This is a genomic window from Brevundimonas sp. FV1ye29L, from assembly GCF_058681095.1.
Map to the genome: position 1 here is coordinate 2,733,493 of NZ_CM178730.1, position 15,775 is coordinate 2,749,267.

Consider the following 15,775-nt stretch of genomic DNA (forward strand, 5'->3'; position numbering starts at 1 on the left):
TGAGAGAGGAAGCAAGCATGGCGGCCTTGGTGCTGTTCGGCGGCGGCGGCGATCTGGCCATGCGGATGCTGCTGCCCTCCCTCTATTTTCTCGACCATGAGGGCCGCCTGCCCGACGACCTGAAGATCATCGGCGCCGCCCGCTCGGAAGAGAGCCGCGACGAATATGTCGAAAAGGTCCGCGCCGCCTGCGAACCCAAGGCCGCCGCTGACGGCGTCTGGAACGACGCCACATGGGCGCGGATGGAGGCCCGGCTCGACTATCTGGCCGTCGACGCCACCGACCCGGCCAGCCTGAAGCCGCTCAAGGACAAGGTGGGCGACGCGCCCGTCACCTCCTTCCTTGCCGTCTCCCCCTCCCTCTACGCCCGGATCGTCAAGGCCATGAAGGCCGCCGGTCTGGCCGAGGCCAACGCCCGCGTCGTTCTGGAAAAACCGGTCGGCCGCGACCTGACCTCCTTCCTCGAGATTGACGACGCCGTCGCCCACGCCTTCTCCGAGACCCAGGTCTTCCGCATCGACCACTATCTGGGCAAGGAGACGGTCCAGAACCTGATCGCCCTGCGCTTCGGCAACACGGTCTTCGAGCCGCTGTGGAACGCCCAGAACATCGACCACGTCCAGATCACCATCGGCGAGACCGTCGGGGTCGGCGACCGCTGGCCCTACTATGACGAGTACGGCGCCCTGCGCGACATGCTGCAGAACCACATGCTCCAGCTGCTCTGCCTGGTCGCCATGGAGCCGCCCTCGGACCTGGACCCCGAGTCGGTGCGCAACGAAAAGGTCAAGGTGCTCCGGTCGCTCCGCCCCATCACCTTCGATGAGGCCCAGCGCGTCACCGTGCGCGGCCAGTATGTGGGCGGCGAATTCGAGGGCGCGACCGTCAAGGGCTATGACGAGGAACGCGGCGAGGATTCAGACACCGAGACCTTCGTCGCCATCCGCGCCGACATCGACAACTGGCGCTGGGCCGGGGTGCCCTTCTTCATGCGCACCGGCAAGCGCCTGCCGGAGAAGCGCACCGAGATCGTCATCCAGTTCAAGCCCCTGCCCCACTCCATCTTTGACTCCGGCGACCGGGGCGAGGTCGAGGCCAACCGCATGATCATCGAGCTCCAGCCCCAGGAAGACATTTCCCTGACGGTCATGAACAAGAAGGCGGGTCTGGACGCCCGCATGCAGCTCCAGCCGATCAAGATGAGCCTCAGCTGGGGCTTCCGCGACCGCAACGAGACCCCGCCGCGTCGCCGCATCGCCTATGAGCGGCTTCTGCTCGACGCCCTGAACGGCGACTCGACCCTGTTCGTCCGCCGCGACGAGGCCGAACAGGCATGGAAATGGGTCGACGAGGTTTCCGAGGCCTGGACCGACGGCCATGTGAAACCCCAGGAATACGCCCCCGGCGCCTGGGGGCCTCCCGAGGCCGACTACCTGCTGCAACGCACCGGCCGCGCATGGAACACGACCGATGCGTGAGATCGCCTTTTTTGCACCGTCATCCTCGGGCTTGACCCGAGGACCGGAGGTTCCGCGCGCTGGTGCGATGACGCAAGACGCCTTCCTCGCCGCCGCCTCCGATCCTCGGGTCAAGCCCGAGGATGACGGCAGAGGGTATTCAGAATGACCGCCATCGAAACCCTGCCCACCCCCGCCGACTGGGTCGATCATACCGCATACCGGCTGGCCGACGCGTTGAACGAAGGCCTGCAGGATCCGGCGCAGAACGGCTGGGCCGTATTTGCCGGCGCCGGCGGATCGACACCCGAACCCATCTACAAGCGCCTTTCGACCTTGCGGTCCCATTCGGACTGGCAGCACACGTTCGTGACCCTGGTCGACGAGCGCTACGTGCCCGAGACGTCCCCGGAGTCGAATGCGATCCTGCTGAAACGGTCGCTCATCACCAACGAAGCCAGGGGCGCGGTCTTTCTACCCTTGTTCCGCCCCGCCGTGACTGTGGATCGGGCCGCCGCACTTGCGATGCATGAGATCAACCTCGAATTAGAAGGCCGTCGCCTCGACGCCGTCCTTCTCGGCATGGGGGAGGATGGCCATATCTGTTCGATGTTCCCCCAGAGCCCGACCCTCAGGACCCTCCTCACTCCCGCACTCGCCCCGACCGTTCTGGGCGTCCCTCACGGCCGCGACGGCATGGCCCCCAGCCTGGAACGCCTGTCGATCAACCTGCCGTATCTGATCCAGGCCCGCCGCGTGGTCCTGGCCCTCAAGGGCGCCGCCAAACGCGCCGTGTTCGAACGCGAGGCCGGGGGCGATCCCGCGATCCAGCCCATCGCCGCGATGATCGCGGCGAACGTCCCCCTCGAAGTCGTCTGGACGGAGGCCGCCTGATGCCCCAGCTGCACCCCGTCGTCGCCGCCGTCACCGCCCGCATCGTCGAGCGCTCACGCGCCACCCGCGCCGACTATCTGCGCCGCATGGATGCGGCGCGTGACAGCGGCGCCGGCCGCGCCAAGCTCAGCTGCGCCAACTGGGCCCATGCCTTCGCCGGCCAGACCATCGCCGACAAGCTGACCGCCATGGACGGGTCGAAACCGAACCTCGGCATCGTCACCGCCTATAACGACATGCTGTCGGCGCATCAGCCGTTCGAACGCTTCCCTGCCGTGGTGCGCGAGGCGGTGCGTCAGGTCGGCGCCACGGCCCAGGTCGCCGGCGGCACGCCCGCCATGTGCGATGGCGTGACCCAGGGCCGTCCCGGCATGGAGCTGAGCCTGTTCAGCCGCGACGTCATCGCCATGTCGACCGGGGTCGCCCTGACCCACGACGCCTTCGACGCCGCCCTGATGCTGGGCGTCTGCGACAAGATCGTGCCCGGCCTGTTCATGGGCGCCCTGGCCTTCGGCCACCTGCCCGTCGTCTTCGCCCCCGCCGGACCCATGCCCTCGGGCATTCCCAATGCCGAAAAGGCCCGCGTCCGCGCCGAATATGCGCAAGGCAAGGTCGACCGCGACGTCCTTCTGGCCTCGGAAATCGGCTCCTACCACTCGCCCGGCACCTGCACCTTCTACGGCACCGCCAACTCCAACCAGATGATGATGGAGCTGGGCGGGCTTCACCTGCCCTCCACCGCCTTCGTCCACCCCGACACCGGCCTGCGCGACGCCCTGACCGGGGCGGCGGCGAAACGGGCCGTCGAACTGGCCCGCAGCGGCGAAGGCCGGATGGCCGACGTCGTCGACGAAAAGTCGGTGGTCAATATGATCGTCGCCCTGCTCGCTACCGGCGGGTCGACCAACCACGCCATCCATCTGGTCGCCATGGCCCGGGCCGCCGGCGTCCTGATCGACTGGACCGACATGGACGAACTGTCGTCCGTCACCCCGCTTCTGGCCCGCGTCTATCCCAACGGCTCGGCCGATGTGAACGCCTTCCAGGCCGCCGGCGGCGTCGCCTTCGTCGCCCGCGAACTGGCGAATGCCGGCCATATCCATTCCGATGTGGTCACCGTCGCCGGCGTTGGCATCCATCACTATTTCCAGGAACCGTCCCTGATCGACGGCGAACTGGTCTGGCGTGACGGCGTGTCCGAAAGCCTCGACCGCGACATCCTTCGCCCCGCCTCCGATCCCTTTGATCGCGAGGGCGGCCTTCGGCTGGTGCAGGGCAATCTCGGCCGCGCCGTCATCAAGATCTCGGCGGTCAAGCCGCAGCACCGCATCGTCGAAGGTCCCGCCCGCGTGTTCGACGCCCAGGAAGAGGTTCTGGCCGCCTTCAAACGCGGCGAACTGGATGAAGGCGGCGTCATCGTCCTGCGTTTCCAGGGGCCGAAAGCCAATGGCATGCCGGAGTTGCATTCCCTCTCGCCCCTGATGAGCGTGCTTCAGGATCGGGGCGTGCCCATCGCCCTCGTCACCGACGGCCGCATGTCGGGGGCCTCGGGCAAGACGCCTGCGGCCATCCATGTCTCGCCCGAGGCGCTGGCCGGCGGGCCCCTGGCCTTTGTTCAGGACGGCGACCTTGTCCGCCTGGACGCCGAGGCGGGCGTGCTGACGGTCAACGCCGACCTGTCGACGCGCGAGCGCGCATGGCCGGCCTCGGCCCAGAGCTGGGGCTATGGCCGCGAACTGTTCGGCGCCTTCCGCGCGGTCGTATCCTCGGCCGAACAGGGGGCCTCGGTCTGTTTCGTGGCCGAGCCGACCCAGCAACAACCAGAGATCCGCGACGTCGCGGACGCCAATGTCCAGAACCGGGAAATCGACGCATGAGTGACGGCAAGACTCTTCTGGTCGGTGACGTTGGCGGGACCAATGCCCGGTTCGCCATCACGCATATGGTCGACGGCAAACCCGTGCTCGAACACCATGAGAGCTTTCCCGCCGAGACCTATCCGACCTTCCTCGAGGGGGTGAAGGCCTTCGTCGACGGCTGCGAGACCAAGCCCACCGGGGGCGTCATCGCCGTGGCCGGCCCGGTCACGGACGGCGAGATCGACCTGACCAACTCGCCCTGGCGGGTCTCCGAGGCCGAGCTCCAGACCCTGGGCCTGAACCCGGTCAAACTGATCAACGACTTCGAGGCCCTGGCCTGGGGCGCGCCTGTGGTGCCGGAAGACCAACTGGCCTCTCTGGGCGGTCCGGTTGATGGCGATCCCCACTCGACCGTCGCCGTCCTCGGTCCCGGCACCGGATTCGGCGTCGCCGCCCTGGTCCGCGACGCCCATGGCAAGGAAATGGCCATGCCCTCCGAGGGCGGCCACGCCTGTTTCCCGCCCGGCGATCCGATTGAAGACGAAATTCTCCGCATCCTGAGAAAACGCTACACCCGCGTCTCGATCGAACGGCTGATCTGCGGCCCCGGCCTGCTGAACATGCACCGCGCCCTGGCCGAGATCGACGGCCGCGAGACCCATATCCAGGACCCCGCCGAGATCACCGCCACGGCCCTGGCCAATCCCGACAGCCCTTGCGGCGCCACTCTGGCCCGCTTCTGCGCCATCCTCGGCGCCGTCGCCGGCGACATCGCCCTGACCACGGGCGCGCGCGGCGGGGTCTATATCGCGGGCGGCATCGCGCCCCGCATCCTGCCCTTCCTCAAGGCCTCGCCCTTCCGCGAACGGTTCGAGCGAAAGGGCCGGTTCCAGGACTATATGGCCGACATCCCGACCAAGGTGATCCTGCACAAGCACGCCGCCCTTCTGGGCGCCGCGCGGGTCGCCTTCGCCGAGGCCGGATGACGTCAGGCGATCACCGCGACATCACGAGGGCGTGAACCCTTTCAGTCCAGCGGCGTTTCCTCATTTCCAAACTGGAGGAAACACCATGCGTAAACTGATTATCGCCGCCGCCGCGACCTTCGCCTTCGCCGGCCTCGCCGCCTGTGGCGAGAGCGCCGCCGACAAGGCCGCTGAATCGCAAGCCGACGCCATCGAGGCCCAGGGCGAAGCGACCGCCGACGCCCTCGAGGCCCAGGCTGCCGCCACGCCGAACGAGGCTCAGGAAACCGCTCTCAACAACGAGGCGGATCGCGTTGAGGAAGCCGCCGACCGCAAGGCCGATATGGTCGAACAACAGGCCGGCAACGCCGACGGCGGCATGACCACCGCCAATACGCCGAACCGCCAGTAGGGCGGGCCGAGGCCCACGGAAAAGCCCCCGCCGGTCGATCGGCGGGGGCTTTTTTTCGTCTGTACGTCGGACGGATCAGTCGATGCAGATCGCCGGCGTCGCCTTGCCGTTCTCGACCGAGGCGTGACAGCCGAACGGACGGCTGTCGGCCTGGCATTGACCCACGGCTGCCGCGCCCGCCTCGGGGAAGGGCGCGTCCTCGATGCGGCAATCGCCGGCGCAGTCCGAACCCGTGGTGCAGCGCTTGCCGGCGTCGGCGTATTTCACCACGCACTGCATCGTCTGCGCCCGGCCCACCGCCTGCATCGTCCCGCCCCGCGCCGCGCAGTCAGCCGCCGTGGGTGTCCGGACGGCGGCCTCAGCGCCGGTCTCGACCGCCTTCGGCGCACAGCCGGCCAGGACCAACAAGCCCGCTGCGGCCAGGGCGATGTTTCGAAGCGTCATTCCACTGTTCCCTTTGCGAAGCCCGTCCAGACGTCGTCATAGTCGAGTTGCATCGTCGGACTGGATTGCGCCCATTGCGTGGTCCGGATGGGCAACCGCGTCTCGAACATGAAGGCCAGGGTGTCGGTGATCTTCACCGGCTTGAGGTCCGCCGCCACCGCCTTGTCATAGCTGGCCTGATCCGGCCCGTGCCCGCTCATACAGTTGTGCAGACTGGCCCCGCCCGGGGCGAACCCGCCCTCCTTGGCGTCGTATTCGCCGGTCACCAGCCCCATGAACTCGCTCATGACGTTGCGGTGGAACCACGGCGGGCGGAAGGTGTCCTCGGCCACCATCCAGCGCGGCGGGAAGATGACGAAATCGCAGTTGGCCGTCCCCGGCGTATCGCTGGGCGACGTCAGGACGGTGAAGATCGACGGGTCCGGATGGTCGAAACTGACCGTCCCGATCGTGTTGAACCGGGCCGTGTCATAGCGACAGGGCGCCAGATTGCCGTGCCAGGCGACCACATCCAGCGGTGAATGGTCAAAGGTGGTGGTCCACAGCCGCCCGCCGTATTTCTGCACGCACTCGGTCGGCCGGTCCACGTCCTCAAAGGCCGCGACCGGGGTCTCGAAATCGCGCGGATTGGCCAGGCCGTTCGACCCGATCGGGCCCAGATCCGGCAGCCGGAACAGGGCGCCGTAGTTTTCGCAGACATAGCCGCGCACGGGTCCCTCGACCTCGACCCGGAACCGCACCCCGCGCGGAATGACCACGATGTGGCCCGGTCCCGCCTCGATCCGCCCCATCTCGGTGACGAACCGAAGCGCCCCCGACTGCGGCACGATCAACAGCTCGCCGTCGGCGCAGTAGAACACCCGGTCGACCATCGACCGGTTGGCGGCGTACAGATGGATGCCCACGCCGTTCAGCGCCTCCGCATCCCCCGTCCCGCCATAGGTCGTCAGCCCCTCGACCCAGTCGGTCGGCGCCTCCGGCATCGGCAGGGGGTCCCAGCGCATGCGGTTGGGACTGGGCGGCGCCTCGGTGAACGGCCCGGACCGCACCCGCCCCTGCTCAAAGGGCCGATAGGCCGGATGCTGGGCGCTGGGCCTCAAACGATACAGCCACGACCGCCGGTTCTCGCTCCGCGGGGCGGTGAAGGCCGTCCCCGACAGCTGTTCGGCATACAGGCCCATCGGCGTCCGCTGCGGCGAGTTCCGCCCCTCCGGCAGGGCCCCGGCCACGGCCTCGGTGGCGAAATGATTGGCGAAGCCGGTCAGATAGTGCGCGCTGTTCAGCGTCATGCGTGATCTCCCTTGGGCCCGACTTACCCCGTCTCCCGGTGCGGGAGAAGACGCCGCCTCCGCAGTCCTCCCCGTTCGCCCTTCGCGAATGGGGAGGTGGCTCCGAGCCTCCTGGCGAGGAGACGGAGGGGGAGACACGGTGTCAAACCCTCAACGCCATCAGCGACCCGGTCGCCCCCTCCGTCACGGCGCAAGCGGCGCCGCGCCACCTCCCCCTCGCTGCGCGACGGGGAGGACGGGCCGGCTACTTCGCCCGGAACGCCTTGATCGCCTCGACGGTCGACCGCACCTGCGCCTCGATCCCCGCCCAGTCGCCCGCCTTCACGGCCGCATCCGTGACCAGCTTCGACCCCATACCGGCCGCCACAATGCCCGCCCCGAACCATCTGGCGATGGAGGCCTCGTCGGGATCGACCCCGCCGGTCGGCATGATCCTGGTCCAGGGCATGGGGCCCATGACCGCCTTGACGAAGTCCGGCCCGCCGACGCTGGCGCCCGGGAACAGTTTGACGATGTCACAGCCCAGCTCGTGGGCATTGCCGATGTCGGTCACCGAGCCGCAGCCCGGGAAATAGGCGGTCATCCGCCGGTTGCAGACCCGGGCCACGTCGGGGACGAGGCAGGGGCTGACCACGAACCGCGCGCCCCGGTTCAGGAACAGGGCCGCCGTCCCCGCATCCACCACCGAACCGATGCCCAGGATGATGTCCGGGTCGGTGCGCTGCAGTTCCTTCGCCAGATCGCCGAACAGGTCGCAGGCGAAGTCGCCCCGGTTGGTGAACTCCACCACCGGCGCCCCGCCGCGCGCACAGGCCCGGATCACATTCAGACAGACCTCCGGGTCCGAATGATAGAAGACCGGAGCCACGCCCTGGCTCTCAAGGGCGTTCAGGACGGTCAGACGATCGTGGCGCATCTCAACTCCGCTCATCCCCGCGAGAGCGGGGACCCAGTTCTGTTGGCAGGACCGGCCGGGCCGGTCGTCCGCACTGCTTATCCCAGCGACCGTTGAATGCCAAAGCACCGGGTCCCCGCTTTCGCGGGGATGGGCGGAACTTATTGTTTCACCATCTCCGCAATCCGCTGCACCAGCCCGCTGTCCGCATCCCCCAGCGGGTCCAGCACGGTGAAATGGTTCAGCCCGTCCAGCGCCTCGAACCGCGTCGTCGCCCCCTTCGCCGCCCAGAGCGCCGCCATGTCGCGCGACTGCCGCAGGAATTCCCCTGTCTCCGCCCCGCCGACGACGCAGTCCAGCGCCGTCCCGCCCGGCGCCCCGCCGTTGGGCGGGGGCCAGTGGATCGGCGACAGGGCGCGGGCGGTCATGGGGTCGAGCCCCAGCGCCGCATTCAGACTGGTCCCGATCAGGGGCTCCAGATCGAACACGCCGGAGATCGCCAGCGCCCCTGACGCCCGGCCCTCGGACAACAGACAGGCCGCCAGATGCCCGCCCGCCGAATGGCCGAACACGAACGGCCGGGCGCCGGTCCTCGCCCGCATCAGGTCCGCCACCGCCCGCATCTGGCGCACGATCCGGCTCAGGCTGACGTCAGGACACAGATCATAGGAGGGGATGGCCACGCTGATCCCATGCGCCAGCAGGGCCGGGGCGACCCAGCTGAACCCCGACCGGTCCAGCGCCTGCCAGTAGCCGCCATGGATGAAGACCGCGACCGGTGCGCCCCCGCCCGCCTCCCACAAATCCATCACCTCGCGCGGGCGGGCGCCATAGGCCAGTTCCACGGGCGCCCGCACCGCCCGGAACGCCTCCGCCTCCGCCTTCCACCGCGCCATAACGGCCGGGTGATCGGGCACGGCGGCGCGGTTGTTGTACTGGGCTTCAGGGTCGAGGGGCGAGGGATCAGGGTCGAGAGGGCTGGCGGTCATCGGATTTCCTTGCGCATCAACTCGCCATACCGTGTCGGCCGCGTGTAGAGGTCTGATCGACAGGCTCTCGGACCTGATCTCTCGCCCCTCGTCCCTGGTATGACCGCCATGATGACCGCCATCTTCGTCTTCATCAAATGCGAGCTCGGTTTCGCCAATGAGGTCGCCGCCGACATCGTCGACAATGTCGAACATGTCTCGGAGGTCTATTCGACCTCGGGCCAGCACGATCTTCTGGCCAAGTTCCAGCTGCCGCGCGACATGGACATCGGCACCTTCGTGACCAAACAGGTCCAGACCCGCGCCCACGTCCGCGACACCTTCACCGTCATCACCTTCTCCCCGTTCCTGCCGAGCAAGTGACATCTCCTCCCCGTTCGCCGCCTGGCGAATGGGGAGGTGGCGCGGCGCTTCTTCAGCGCCGTGACGGAGGGGGCGAGGGGATGTCTGACGGAGCGGCTGTTGCTCGCCGGCTCTGCGAGACCGTGTCGCCCCCTCCGTCTCCTCGCAAGAGCTCGGATCCACCTCCCCCCGCCTCCGGCGCGGGGAGGAAAAAACCGTTCGAAGCTGACGCCGCGTCACGGTGGCGTCTTCAGACTGAACGCTGCTAACCTGTCTTCCTGAGACGCTGGCACAGGCGTCAGGGAGCGAACCATGTCCGATCTGGAAACCTTCCGCGCGGAAACCCGCGCCTGGCTGGAAGAGAACTGCCCGGCTGAATGCCGCGGCCCTCTCGACAATGAGGAGGACCGCGTCTGGGGCGGCCGCAATCCGACCTTCAAGACCCCGGCCCACAAGCTCTGGATGGAGCGGATGGGGGCGAAGGGCTGGACGGCGCCCGAATGGCCAACCGAATACGGCGGCGGCGGGCTGAGCCGCGAGGAGGCCAAGGTCCTGGCCACCGAACTGCGCCGTATCGACGCCCAGATGGCCCTGTCCAGCTTCGGCATCTGGATGCTGGGCCCGGCCCTGCTGCAGTTCGGCACAGAGGAACAGAAGAAGCGGTTCCTGCCCGAGATCGTGCGCGGCGAGATCCGCTGGTGCCAGGGCTATTCCGAGCCGGGCGCCGGCTCCGATCTGGCCAACGTCCAGACCCGCGCGGTCGATCAGGGCGACCACTGGATCGTCAACGGCCAGAAGATCTGGACCTCCTATGCCGACAAGGCCGACTGGATCTTCTGTCTGGTGCGGACCGATCCGGAAGCGCCCAAACATCTGGGCATTTCGTTCGTCCTGTTCGACATGGCCACGCCGGGCGTGACAACGAAGCCGATCACCCTGATCAGCGGCAAGAGCCCCTTCTGCGAGACCTTCTTTGACGACGTGCGGGTGGAGAAGTCGAACCTCGTCGGGACGTTGAACCGCGGCTGGGACGTGGCCAAGGCCCTGCTGGCGCACGAACGGACCATGATCGGCGGCATGGGCGGCATCGGCGGCGGCCGGCCGCTGGGGCAGGTTGCGGGCGACAGCGTCGGCGTGGACGCCAACGGCCGTCTGGACGATCCGATGCTGCGCGCGCGCATTGCCGAGCTGGACATCGACCTGATGGCCTTCGCCCTGTCGATGGAGCGGGTCGGCGACCAGCACAAGGCGCGTCAGGCCCATCCGGCCATGGCCTCGATGCTGAAATACTATGGCTCGGAGCTGAACAAGCGCCGCCACGAACTGTCGATGGCGGCGGGCGGCTCGGACGCCCTGGAATGGGAAAGCGACCGCTCGCACAAGGGCACGCCCGCCCGCGACTGGCTGCGCACCAAGGCCAATTCGATCGAGGGCGGCACCAGCGAGGTCCAGCTCAACATCATCGCCAAACACATCCTGCAACTGCCGGGGGCGTAGGCGTCAAACGCATTCTCCGTCACCCTCGGGCCTGACCCGAGGGCCGGATGCGGGAGCGCAAGTACAGTGAAGTGAGGCGAGGTCGTGGGACGTCTTCGGACGCACAGCGGCGGACGGTCCGATCCTCGGGTCAAGCCCGAGGATGACGAAGCAAAAGAAAAACGATGGGACGAAAGAAGCCATGCCCCTGATCCTGACCGAAGAACAGACCATGCTGAAGGAGGCCGCCGACGGCTTCCTCGGCGAACACGCCCCCATCGCCCACCTGCGCAAACTGCGCGACAGCCGCGACCCCGACGGCGTCTCCCGCGACCTGTGGCGGGCCTTCGGAGAGATGGGCTTCGCCGGCGTCATCATCCCCGAGGAACACGGCGGATCCGGCCTCGGCGCCGTCGAGGCCGGGGTGATGGCCGAGGCCCTGGGCCGCACCCTGACCCCCTCCCCCTTCATGGGCTCGGGCCTCCTGTCGGCGAAAATCCTCACCGAGGCGGGTTCAGAGGCCCAGAAGTCCGGGTGGCTGCCCCGGGTCGCAGCGGGCGAGGCCATCCTGTCCCTCGCCGTGGACGAGGGCGCCAAACATCGCCCCGACATCCTCGCCACCACCGCCGAACGCTCCGGCAACGGCTTCCGGCTCAACGGCCGCAAGGGGTTCGTGCTGGACGGCCATGTCGCCGACGCCCTGATCGTCGCCGCGACGACGGACGAGGGCCTGACCCTCTTCCTCGTCGATCCGAAGACCGCCGGGGTCGAGATCGAGCGCACCGTCATGGTCGACGCCCATAACGCCGCCCGCGTGGTCCTGACCGATGTCGAGGTCGACGCCGACGCCGTGATCGGCCCGGTCGGAGGCGGCCAGCCCGCCCTCGACGCCGCCCTCAACCTCGGCCGCGCCTGCACCGCCGCCATGCTGACCGGCGCCGGCGACCAGGCCTTCCAGCTCACCCTCGACTACCTGCGCACCCGCAAACAGTTCGGGAAACTGATCGGCGAGTTCCAGTCGCTCCAGCACCGGGCCGCCCACCTCTACACCGAGATCGAACTGGCCCGCGCCGCCGTCATCGGCGCCCTGCAGCGGCTGGAGGCGGGCAAGGACCCGAAAGGCCTCGCCGTCTCGGTCGCCAAGGCCAAGGCGGGCAAGGTCGCCGAACTGGCGGTGCAGGAGGCGGTCCAGATGCACGGCGGCGTCGGCATGACCGATGAATACGACGTCGGCCTGTTCATGAAGCGCGTCCGCGTCCTCAACGAACTCCTCGGCGACGCCGCCTTCCATCAGGAAAAACTCGCCCGGGCGCAGGGGTACTAGGGGTCAGGACTCAACAGGTCGAACGGTTTTCGTCATCCTCGCCCCCCCTCGCGCCGCCGCCCGCCTTGAGGGCTGGCGTCACCGATGAAATCCCGCCATGTCGATGGCGCCGGCGCGAAGCGCATCGTCGGCGGAACGGATGTCGACCATGCGGCTCCTGCTCGTTGAAGACACGCGGCGACCGGAAGGTCTTTTCCGGCGGGGGCTCGGCCGCGACGGCGCCTCGCGACAGACGGCCGTTGGCGGGGGCATCCTGACCCGCCCAGGCGCCTCCGAACGGATCCTCCCCTTTCCGCCTTCATCCAGAGTGCCGTCATGAGCCGCCTTGAACGCCATCCCGAACGCCATCTGGTCGCGCGCATCGGGTGGCTTCGCGCCGCCGTGCTGGGCGCCAATGACGGCCTCGTCTCGACCGCCAGCCTGATCGTCGGCGTGGCCGCCGCCCAGACCGGCAAGACCGGCATTCTGGTCGCCGGGGTCGCGGGCCTGGTCGCCGGGGCCATGTCCATGGCGGCTGGCGAATATGTCTCCGTCAGCTCCCAGTCCGACACCGAACAGGCGGACCTGGCGCGCGAAAGGGCCGAACTGGCGGCGGACCCGGAGGCCGAGACCCGCGAACTGGCGGCCATCTATCACAGCCGGGGCGTCGACCTGTCGACGTCCATGGACGTCGCCCGCCAGCTGATGGTCCACGACGCCCTCGGAGCCCATGCGCGCGACGAGCTGGGCATTTCGGAACACACGACCGCCCGCCCGATCCAGGCGGCCCTGACCTCGGCGGCCACCTTTGCGGTCGGGGCGGTGTTGCCGCTCGCGGTCGTTGTGGTCGCGCCGACCTCCCTGCTCGTCGCCCTGGTGTCCGGTTCCGCCCTGGCGGGTCTGGCCGTGCTGGGCGGTCTCGGCGCGCGGGCCGGGGGCGCGGGCGTCGGCAAGGCCGTCATCCGCGTCACCTTCTGGGGCGCCCTGGCGATGGCCGCGACCGCCGGGATAGGACACGTCTTCGGTACGGTGGTCTGAGGCCCCGCCCCTACCGTTTCGCCCGCACCCGCATCGCCCCTCCGGCCCCGACCTGGACGTCGAAGGCGCCCGTGGCGCGGATCAGGTCGGACAGTTTGGCGTGGCCATAGCTGCGCTGGTCAAAGTCGGGATAGGCGTTGCGCAACCGGTTGCCGATGCCGCCGACCGGCACCCAGCCGTCGCCGTCCTCATCCATGTCGCCGATGGCGGTGCGGATCAGGGGGCCGGCCTCGGACGGTTTGCGGCGGCCCGCGACCGGTTCGGCCGGAACGCCGGGCGCTGCCCCGGCCGCCGTGGCCGCGACCGGCGCGGTCAGGTTCTCGGTATAGATGAAGCGGGTGCAGGCCTGACGGAAGCTCTCGGGCGTCTTTCGCTCGCCGAAGCCATAGACATCGACCCCCTCCTCGCGGATGCGCGAGGCCAGTCGGGTGAAATCGCTGTCCGACGACACCAGACAGAAGCCGTCGAACCGCCCCGAATGCAGCAGGTCCATCGCATCGATGACCAGGGCGATGTCGCCCGAGTTCTTGCCCTTGGTGTGCTGGAAATTCTGCTGCCACTGGATCGCCCAGCGGGCCAGCACATCGGTCCAGCCCTTCAGCGCCGGACTGGCCGCGTCGCCATAGATGCGCCGCGCGCTGGCCTCGCCCAGGGTGGCGATTTCGGTGAACAGCACCTCGGCGATGCGCGACGAGGCGTTCTCGGCGTCGATCAGCACGGCCAGCCGCAGCGGGGCGTCGGGGCGGTTCGGGGCGTCCGGGCGAGCCATGTCGATAATCCCTAGACGAACCGCAGGCCGACGCCGTCGGCGCCGCCCGACGGCGCCACCGACACGTCCAGCGTCTCGTCGCCGAAGCTGACCCCGGTCACCGCCCGCTGCACCATGGCGCGGATCTCGTCTGAGGGTCGGCTGGTCCTGAAGTCGAGGAACCAGCCCTGCTGGCCCGTCTCCTCCCAGCGAGCGCGCGCCAGCCAAGCCGCCGTCACGCCGCTTCCGCCCACGGGGCCGAACGCCTGCACCAGTCTCTGGACCAGCAGTTCCGGGCTCCGCTCGGGCGGGCTCAGGGCCACCTTGCCGCTGGAGGGGCCGACGGGCCGGGTTCCGCCCGAAGCCGCCCCCCCCGCCGCCGCCGCCGCATGGGCCTCGCCCGCCGCGATCAGGGCGGCCACGTCCTCGACCTGGAACAACAGGGCGCGCGGGGCGCCGGGGTTCAACATCACCGGCCGGTCGCGCCACAGCTTCAGCAGAGCCAGGGCGTTCATGCCGATCACCGGCAGGTCGCCCTCCCACAGGGCCGTCAGCCGCGCCGGATCGGTAAAGGCCGCCGCCGCTGTCCGTCCGTCGTCCAGCTGGATGCCGCGCAGCTCCAGCTGTTCGTCGGGCCTCAGGGTCCGCATGCCGTCGCCGCCCGCCGCGACCCGCCTGGCCGTCTCCCCCTCGGGCGAGATATACAGATCGACCCGCGGCAACAGGGCCTCGAACGCCCGCCAGTGGACAGGATCGGCCATCGCCGCCTCGATCACCTGTTCCAGCCCCGTCAGGGCGGGATCGGCGGTCTGCTCCATCGGAGCGGTCAGATAGGTCGGTCGGGGCGTCGCGTCGGTCATGTCCGATCCATCGCGGAGCGCGCGGCCAAGGTCAAATCAAAGTCACGACCGGCGGCCGCCTCATCCGAAGCGGCCGCCGCATCTTCAGCTCAGGACCACGATGGCCACGCGCCGGTTCTGGGCCCGGCCCTCGCGGGTGTCGTTCGGCGCCACCGGCGCGTCCGCGCCATAGGAGATCGTCGACATCCGGTTCAGGGCGATGCCGCCGCGGCTCAGATAGCGGCGCACCGCCTCGGCCCGCTGCTCGCCCAGCTGTTCATTGTGCCCGGGCGATCCGGTGGCGTCGGTATGACCCTGGATCTCCAGATAGACATTGCGGTTCTCCGCCTTCAGCCTCTGGGCCAGCTCGGCCAGACGCTGCTCGGCCTCGGGCGACAGGCTGCGCTCATCGACCGGGAATTTCACCGAATCGTCCGACAGCACGACCTGATACAGGAACTTGCCCTCCGCCAGCTTGTGCGCATCGGTGGCGCGCTGCAGGGCCTCGCCGGCCGTGCCCTCGACGCGGGCCACGCGCTGGTCGGTCGCATCCACGCGGGCGTCGACGACGGCGACGTTCTCCCTGACGAATTTGTGGCTGGCGCAGCCCGAGGCCGCAAAGCCGAGGGCGAGCACCGAACCGGCCATCACGGCCGTCCTGAGTCTGGCCGTACGCAGTGTAAAGCGGGTCATCAATATCTCCATGTCGGCGGGGCGCGACCCCCGTCCATTGCGCGAATTATCAGTCAGACCGTCAGGAAAGGCGCCGTGATGACCGGTATCGGGCCGGATCATGTCAGCTTCACCATAAGCAAACCTCTCATC

The 15,775-nt window shown here is 68.7% G+C and carries 16 protein-coding genes; 9 read left to right on the top strand and 7 right to left on the bottom strand.

What is annotated here, in order from left to right:
- The first annotated feature begins 17 nt into the window (after nucleotides 1-17).
- From zwf to ACW17W_RS13400, 5 genes are all read left to right on the top strand, one after another.
- Nucleotides 18-1,478: a glucose-6-phosphate dehydrogenase gene (zwf, locus tag ACW17W_RS13380; RefSeq protein WP_492077389.1), complete on the top strand. Its 1,461-nt coding sequence runs from the start codon at nucleotides 18-20 to the stop codon at nucleotides 1,476-1,478.
- Nucleotides 1,479-1,622: 144 nt separating this feature from the next.
- Entirely contained in the window at nucleotides 1,623-2,351 is a 729-nt protein-coding gene (pgl, locus tag ACW17W_RS13385; protein ID WP_492077390.1) for a 6-phosphogluconolactonase, read from the top strand.
- The gene (gene edd, locus ACW17W_RS13390) at nucleotides 2,351-4,228 is read left to right on the top strand and encodes a phosphogluconate dehydratase (RefSeq protein WP_492077391.1); all 1,878 of its coding nucleotides are present in this window, start codon (nucleotides 2,351-2,353) and stop codon (nucleotides 4,226-4,228) included. Before pgl ends, edd begins: the two co-directional genes overlap by 1 nt.
- Nucleotides 4,225-5,196, top strand: coding sequence for a glucokinase (glk, locus tag ACW17W_RS13395; protein ID WP_492077392.1), 972 nt, complete (start codon nucleotides 4,225-4,227; stop codon nucleotides 5,194-5,196). Before edd ends, glk begins: the two co-directional genes overlap by 4 nt.
- Nucleotides 5,197-5,281: 85 nt before the next feature.
- Nucleotides 5,282-5,587: a hypothetical protein gene (locus ACW17W_RS13400; protein ID WP_492077393.1), complete on the top strand. Its 306-nt coding sequence runs from the start codon at nucleotides 5,282-5,284 to the stop codon at nucleotides 5,585-5,587.
- Nucleotides 5,588-5,662: 75 nt separating this feature from the next.
- Here ACW17W_RS13400 and ACW17W_RS13405 read toward each other — a convergent pair whose 3' ends face one another.
- The 4 genes from ACW17W_RS13405 to ACW17W_RS13420 form a co-directional block, all read right to left on the bottom strand.
- The gene (locus ACW17W_RS13405) at nucleotides 5,663-6,031 is read right to left on the bottom strand and encodes a hypothetical protein (RefSeq protein WP_492077394.1); all 369 of its coding nucleotides are present in this window, start codon (nucleotides 6,029-6,031) and stop codon (nucleotides 5,663-5,665) included.
- Nucleotides 6,028-7,320: a homogentisate 1,2-dioxygenase gene (hmgA, locus tag ACW17W_RS13410; protein ID WP_492077395.1), complete on the bottom strand. Its 1,293-nt coding sequence runs from the start codon at nucleotides 7,318-7,320 to the stop codon at nucleotides 6,028-6,030. Before hmgA ends, ACW17W_RS13405 begins: the two co-directional genes overlap by 4 nt.
- Before the next feature lie 244 nt (nucleotides 7,321-7,564).
- Entirely contained in the window at nucleotides 7,565-8,236 is a 672-nt protein-coding gene (locus tag ACW17W_RS13415) for a bifunctional 4-hydroxy-2-oxoglutarate aldolase/2-dehydro-3-deoxy-phosphogluconate aldolase (RefSeq protein WP_492077396.1), read from the bottom strand.
- 140 nt (nucleotides 8,237-8,376) lie between these two features.
- Nucleotides 8,377-9,204 carry an alpha/beta hydrolase gene (locus ACW17W_RS13420; protein ID WP_492077397.1) on the bottom strand — a complete coding sequence of 276 codons (828 nt, stop codon included), beginning with the start codon at nucleotides 9,202-9,204 and terminating at the stop codon, nucleotides 8,377-8,379.
- Between the two features lie 111 nt (nucleotides 9,205-9,315).
- Here ACW17W_RS13420 and ACW17W_RS13425 point away from each other — a divergent pair, with 111 nt between their 5' ends.
- From ACW17W_RS13425 to ACW17W_RS13440, 4 genes are all read left to right on the top strand, one after another.
- Complete coding sequence (locus tag ACW17W_RS13425; protein WP_492077398.1) at nucleotides 9,316-9,567, top strand: Lrp/AsnC ligand binding domain-containing protein; 252 nt, start codon at nucleotides 9,316-9,318, stop codon at nucleotides 9,565-9,567.
- 291 nt (nucleotides 9,568-9,858) lie between these two features.
- Complete coding sequence (locus ACW17W_RS13430; protein WP_492077399.1) at nucleotides 9,859-11,043, top strand: acyl-CoA dehydrogenase family protein; 1,185 nt, start codon at nucleotides 9,859-9,861, stop codon at nucleotides 11,041-11,043.
- A gap of 181 nt (nucleotides 11,044-11,224) precedes the next feature.
- A complete protein-coding gene (locus ACW17W_RS13435; protein WP_492077400.1) occupies nucleotides 11,225-12,346 on the top strand; it encodes an acyl-CoA dehydrogenase family protein in 1,122 nt (373 codons plus the stop codon).
- Between the two features lie 315 nt (nucleotides 12,347-12,661).
- The gene (locus ACW17W_RS13440) at nucleotides 12,662-13,363 is read left to right on the top strand and encodes a VIT1/CCC1 transporter family protein (protein WP_492077401.1); all 702 of its coding nucleotides are present in this window, start codon (nucleotides 12,662-12,664) and stop codon (nucleotides 13,361-13,363) included.
- A 10-nt stretch (nucleotides 13,364-13,373) separates the two neighbouring features.
- Here ACW17W_RS13440 and ACW17W_RS13445 read toward each other — a convergent pair whose 3' ends face one another.
- From ACW17W_RS13445 to ACW17W_RS13455, 3 genes are all read right to left on the bottom strand, one after another.
- Entirely contained in the window at nucleotides 13,374-14,132 is a 759-nt protein-coding gene (locus ACW17W_RS13445; protein WP_492077402.1) for an NYN domain-containing protein, read from the bottom strand.
- 11 nt (nucleotides 14,133-14,143) lie between these two features.
- On the bottom strand, nucleotides 14,144-14,971 hold the full coding sequence (locus tag ACW17W_RS13450) for an SseB family protein (protein ID WP_492077403.1): 828 nt from the start codon (nucleotides 14,969-14,971) through the stop codon (nucleotides 14,144-14,146).
- 84 nt (nucleotides 14,972-15,055) lie between these two features.
- A complete protein-coding gene (locus ACW17W_RS13455) occupies nucleotides 15,056-15,643 on the bottom strand; it encodes an OmpA family protein (protein ID WP_492077404.1) in 588 nt (195 codons plus the stop codon).
- Between the last annotated feature and the right edge of the window lie 132 nt (nucleotides 15,644-15,775).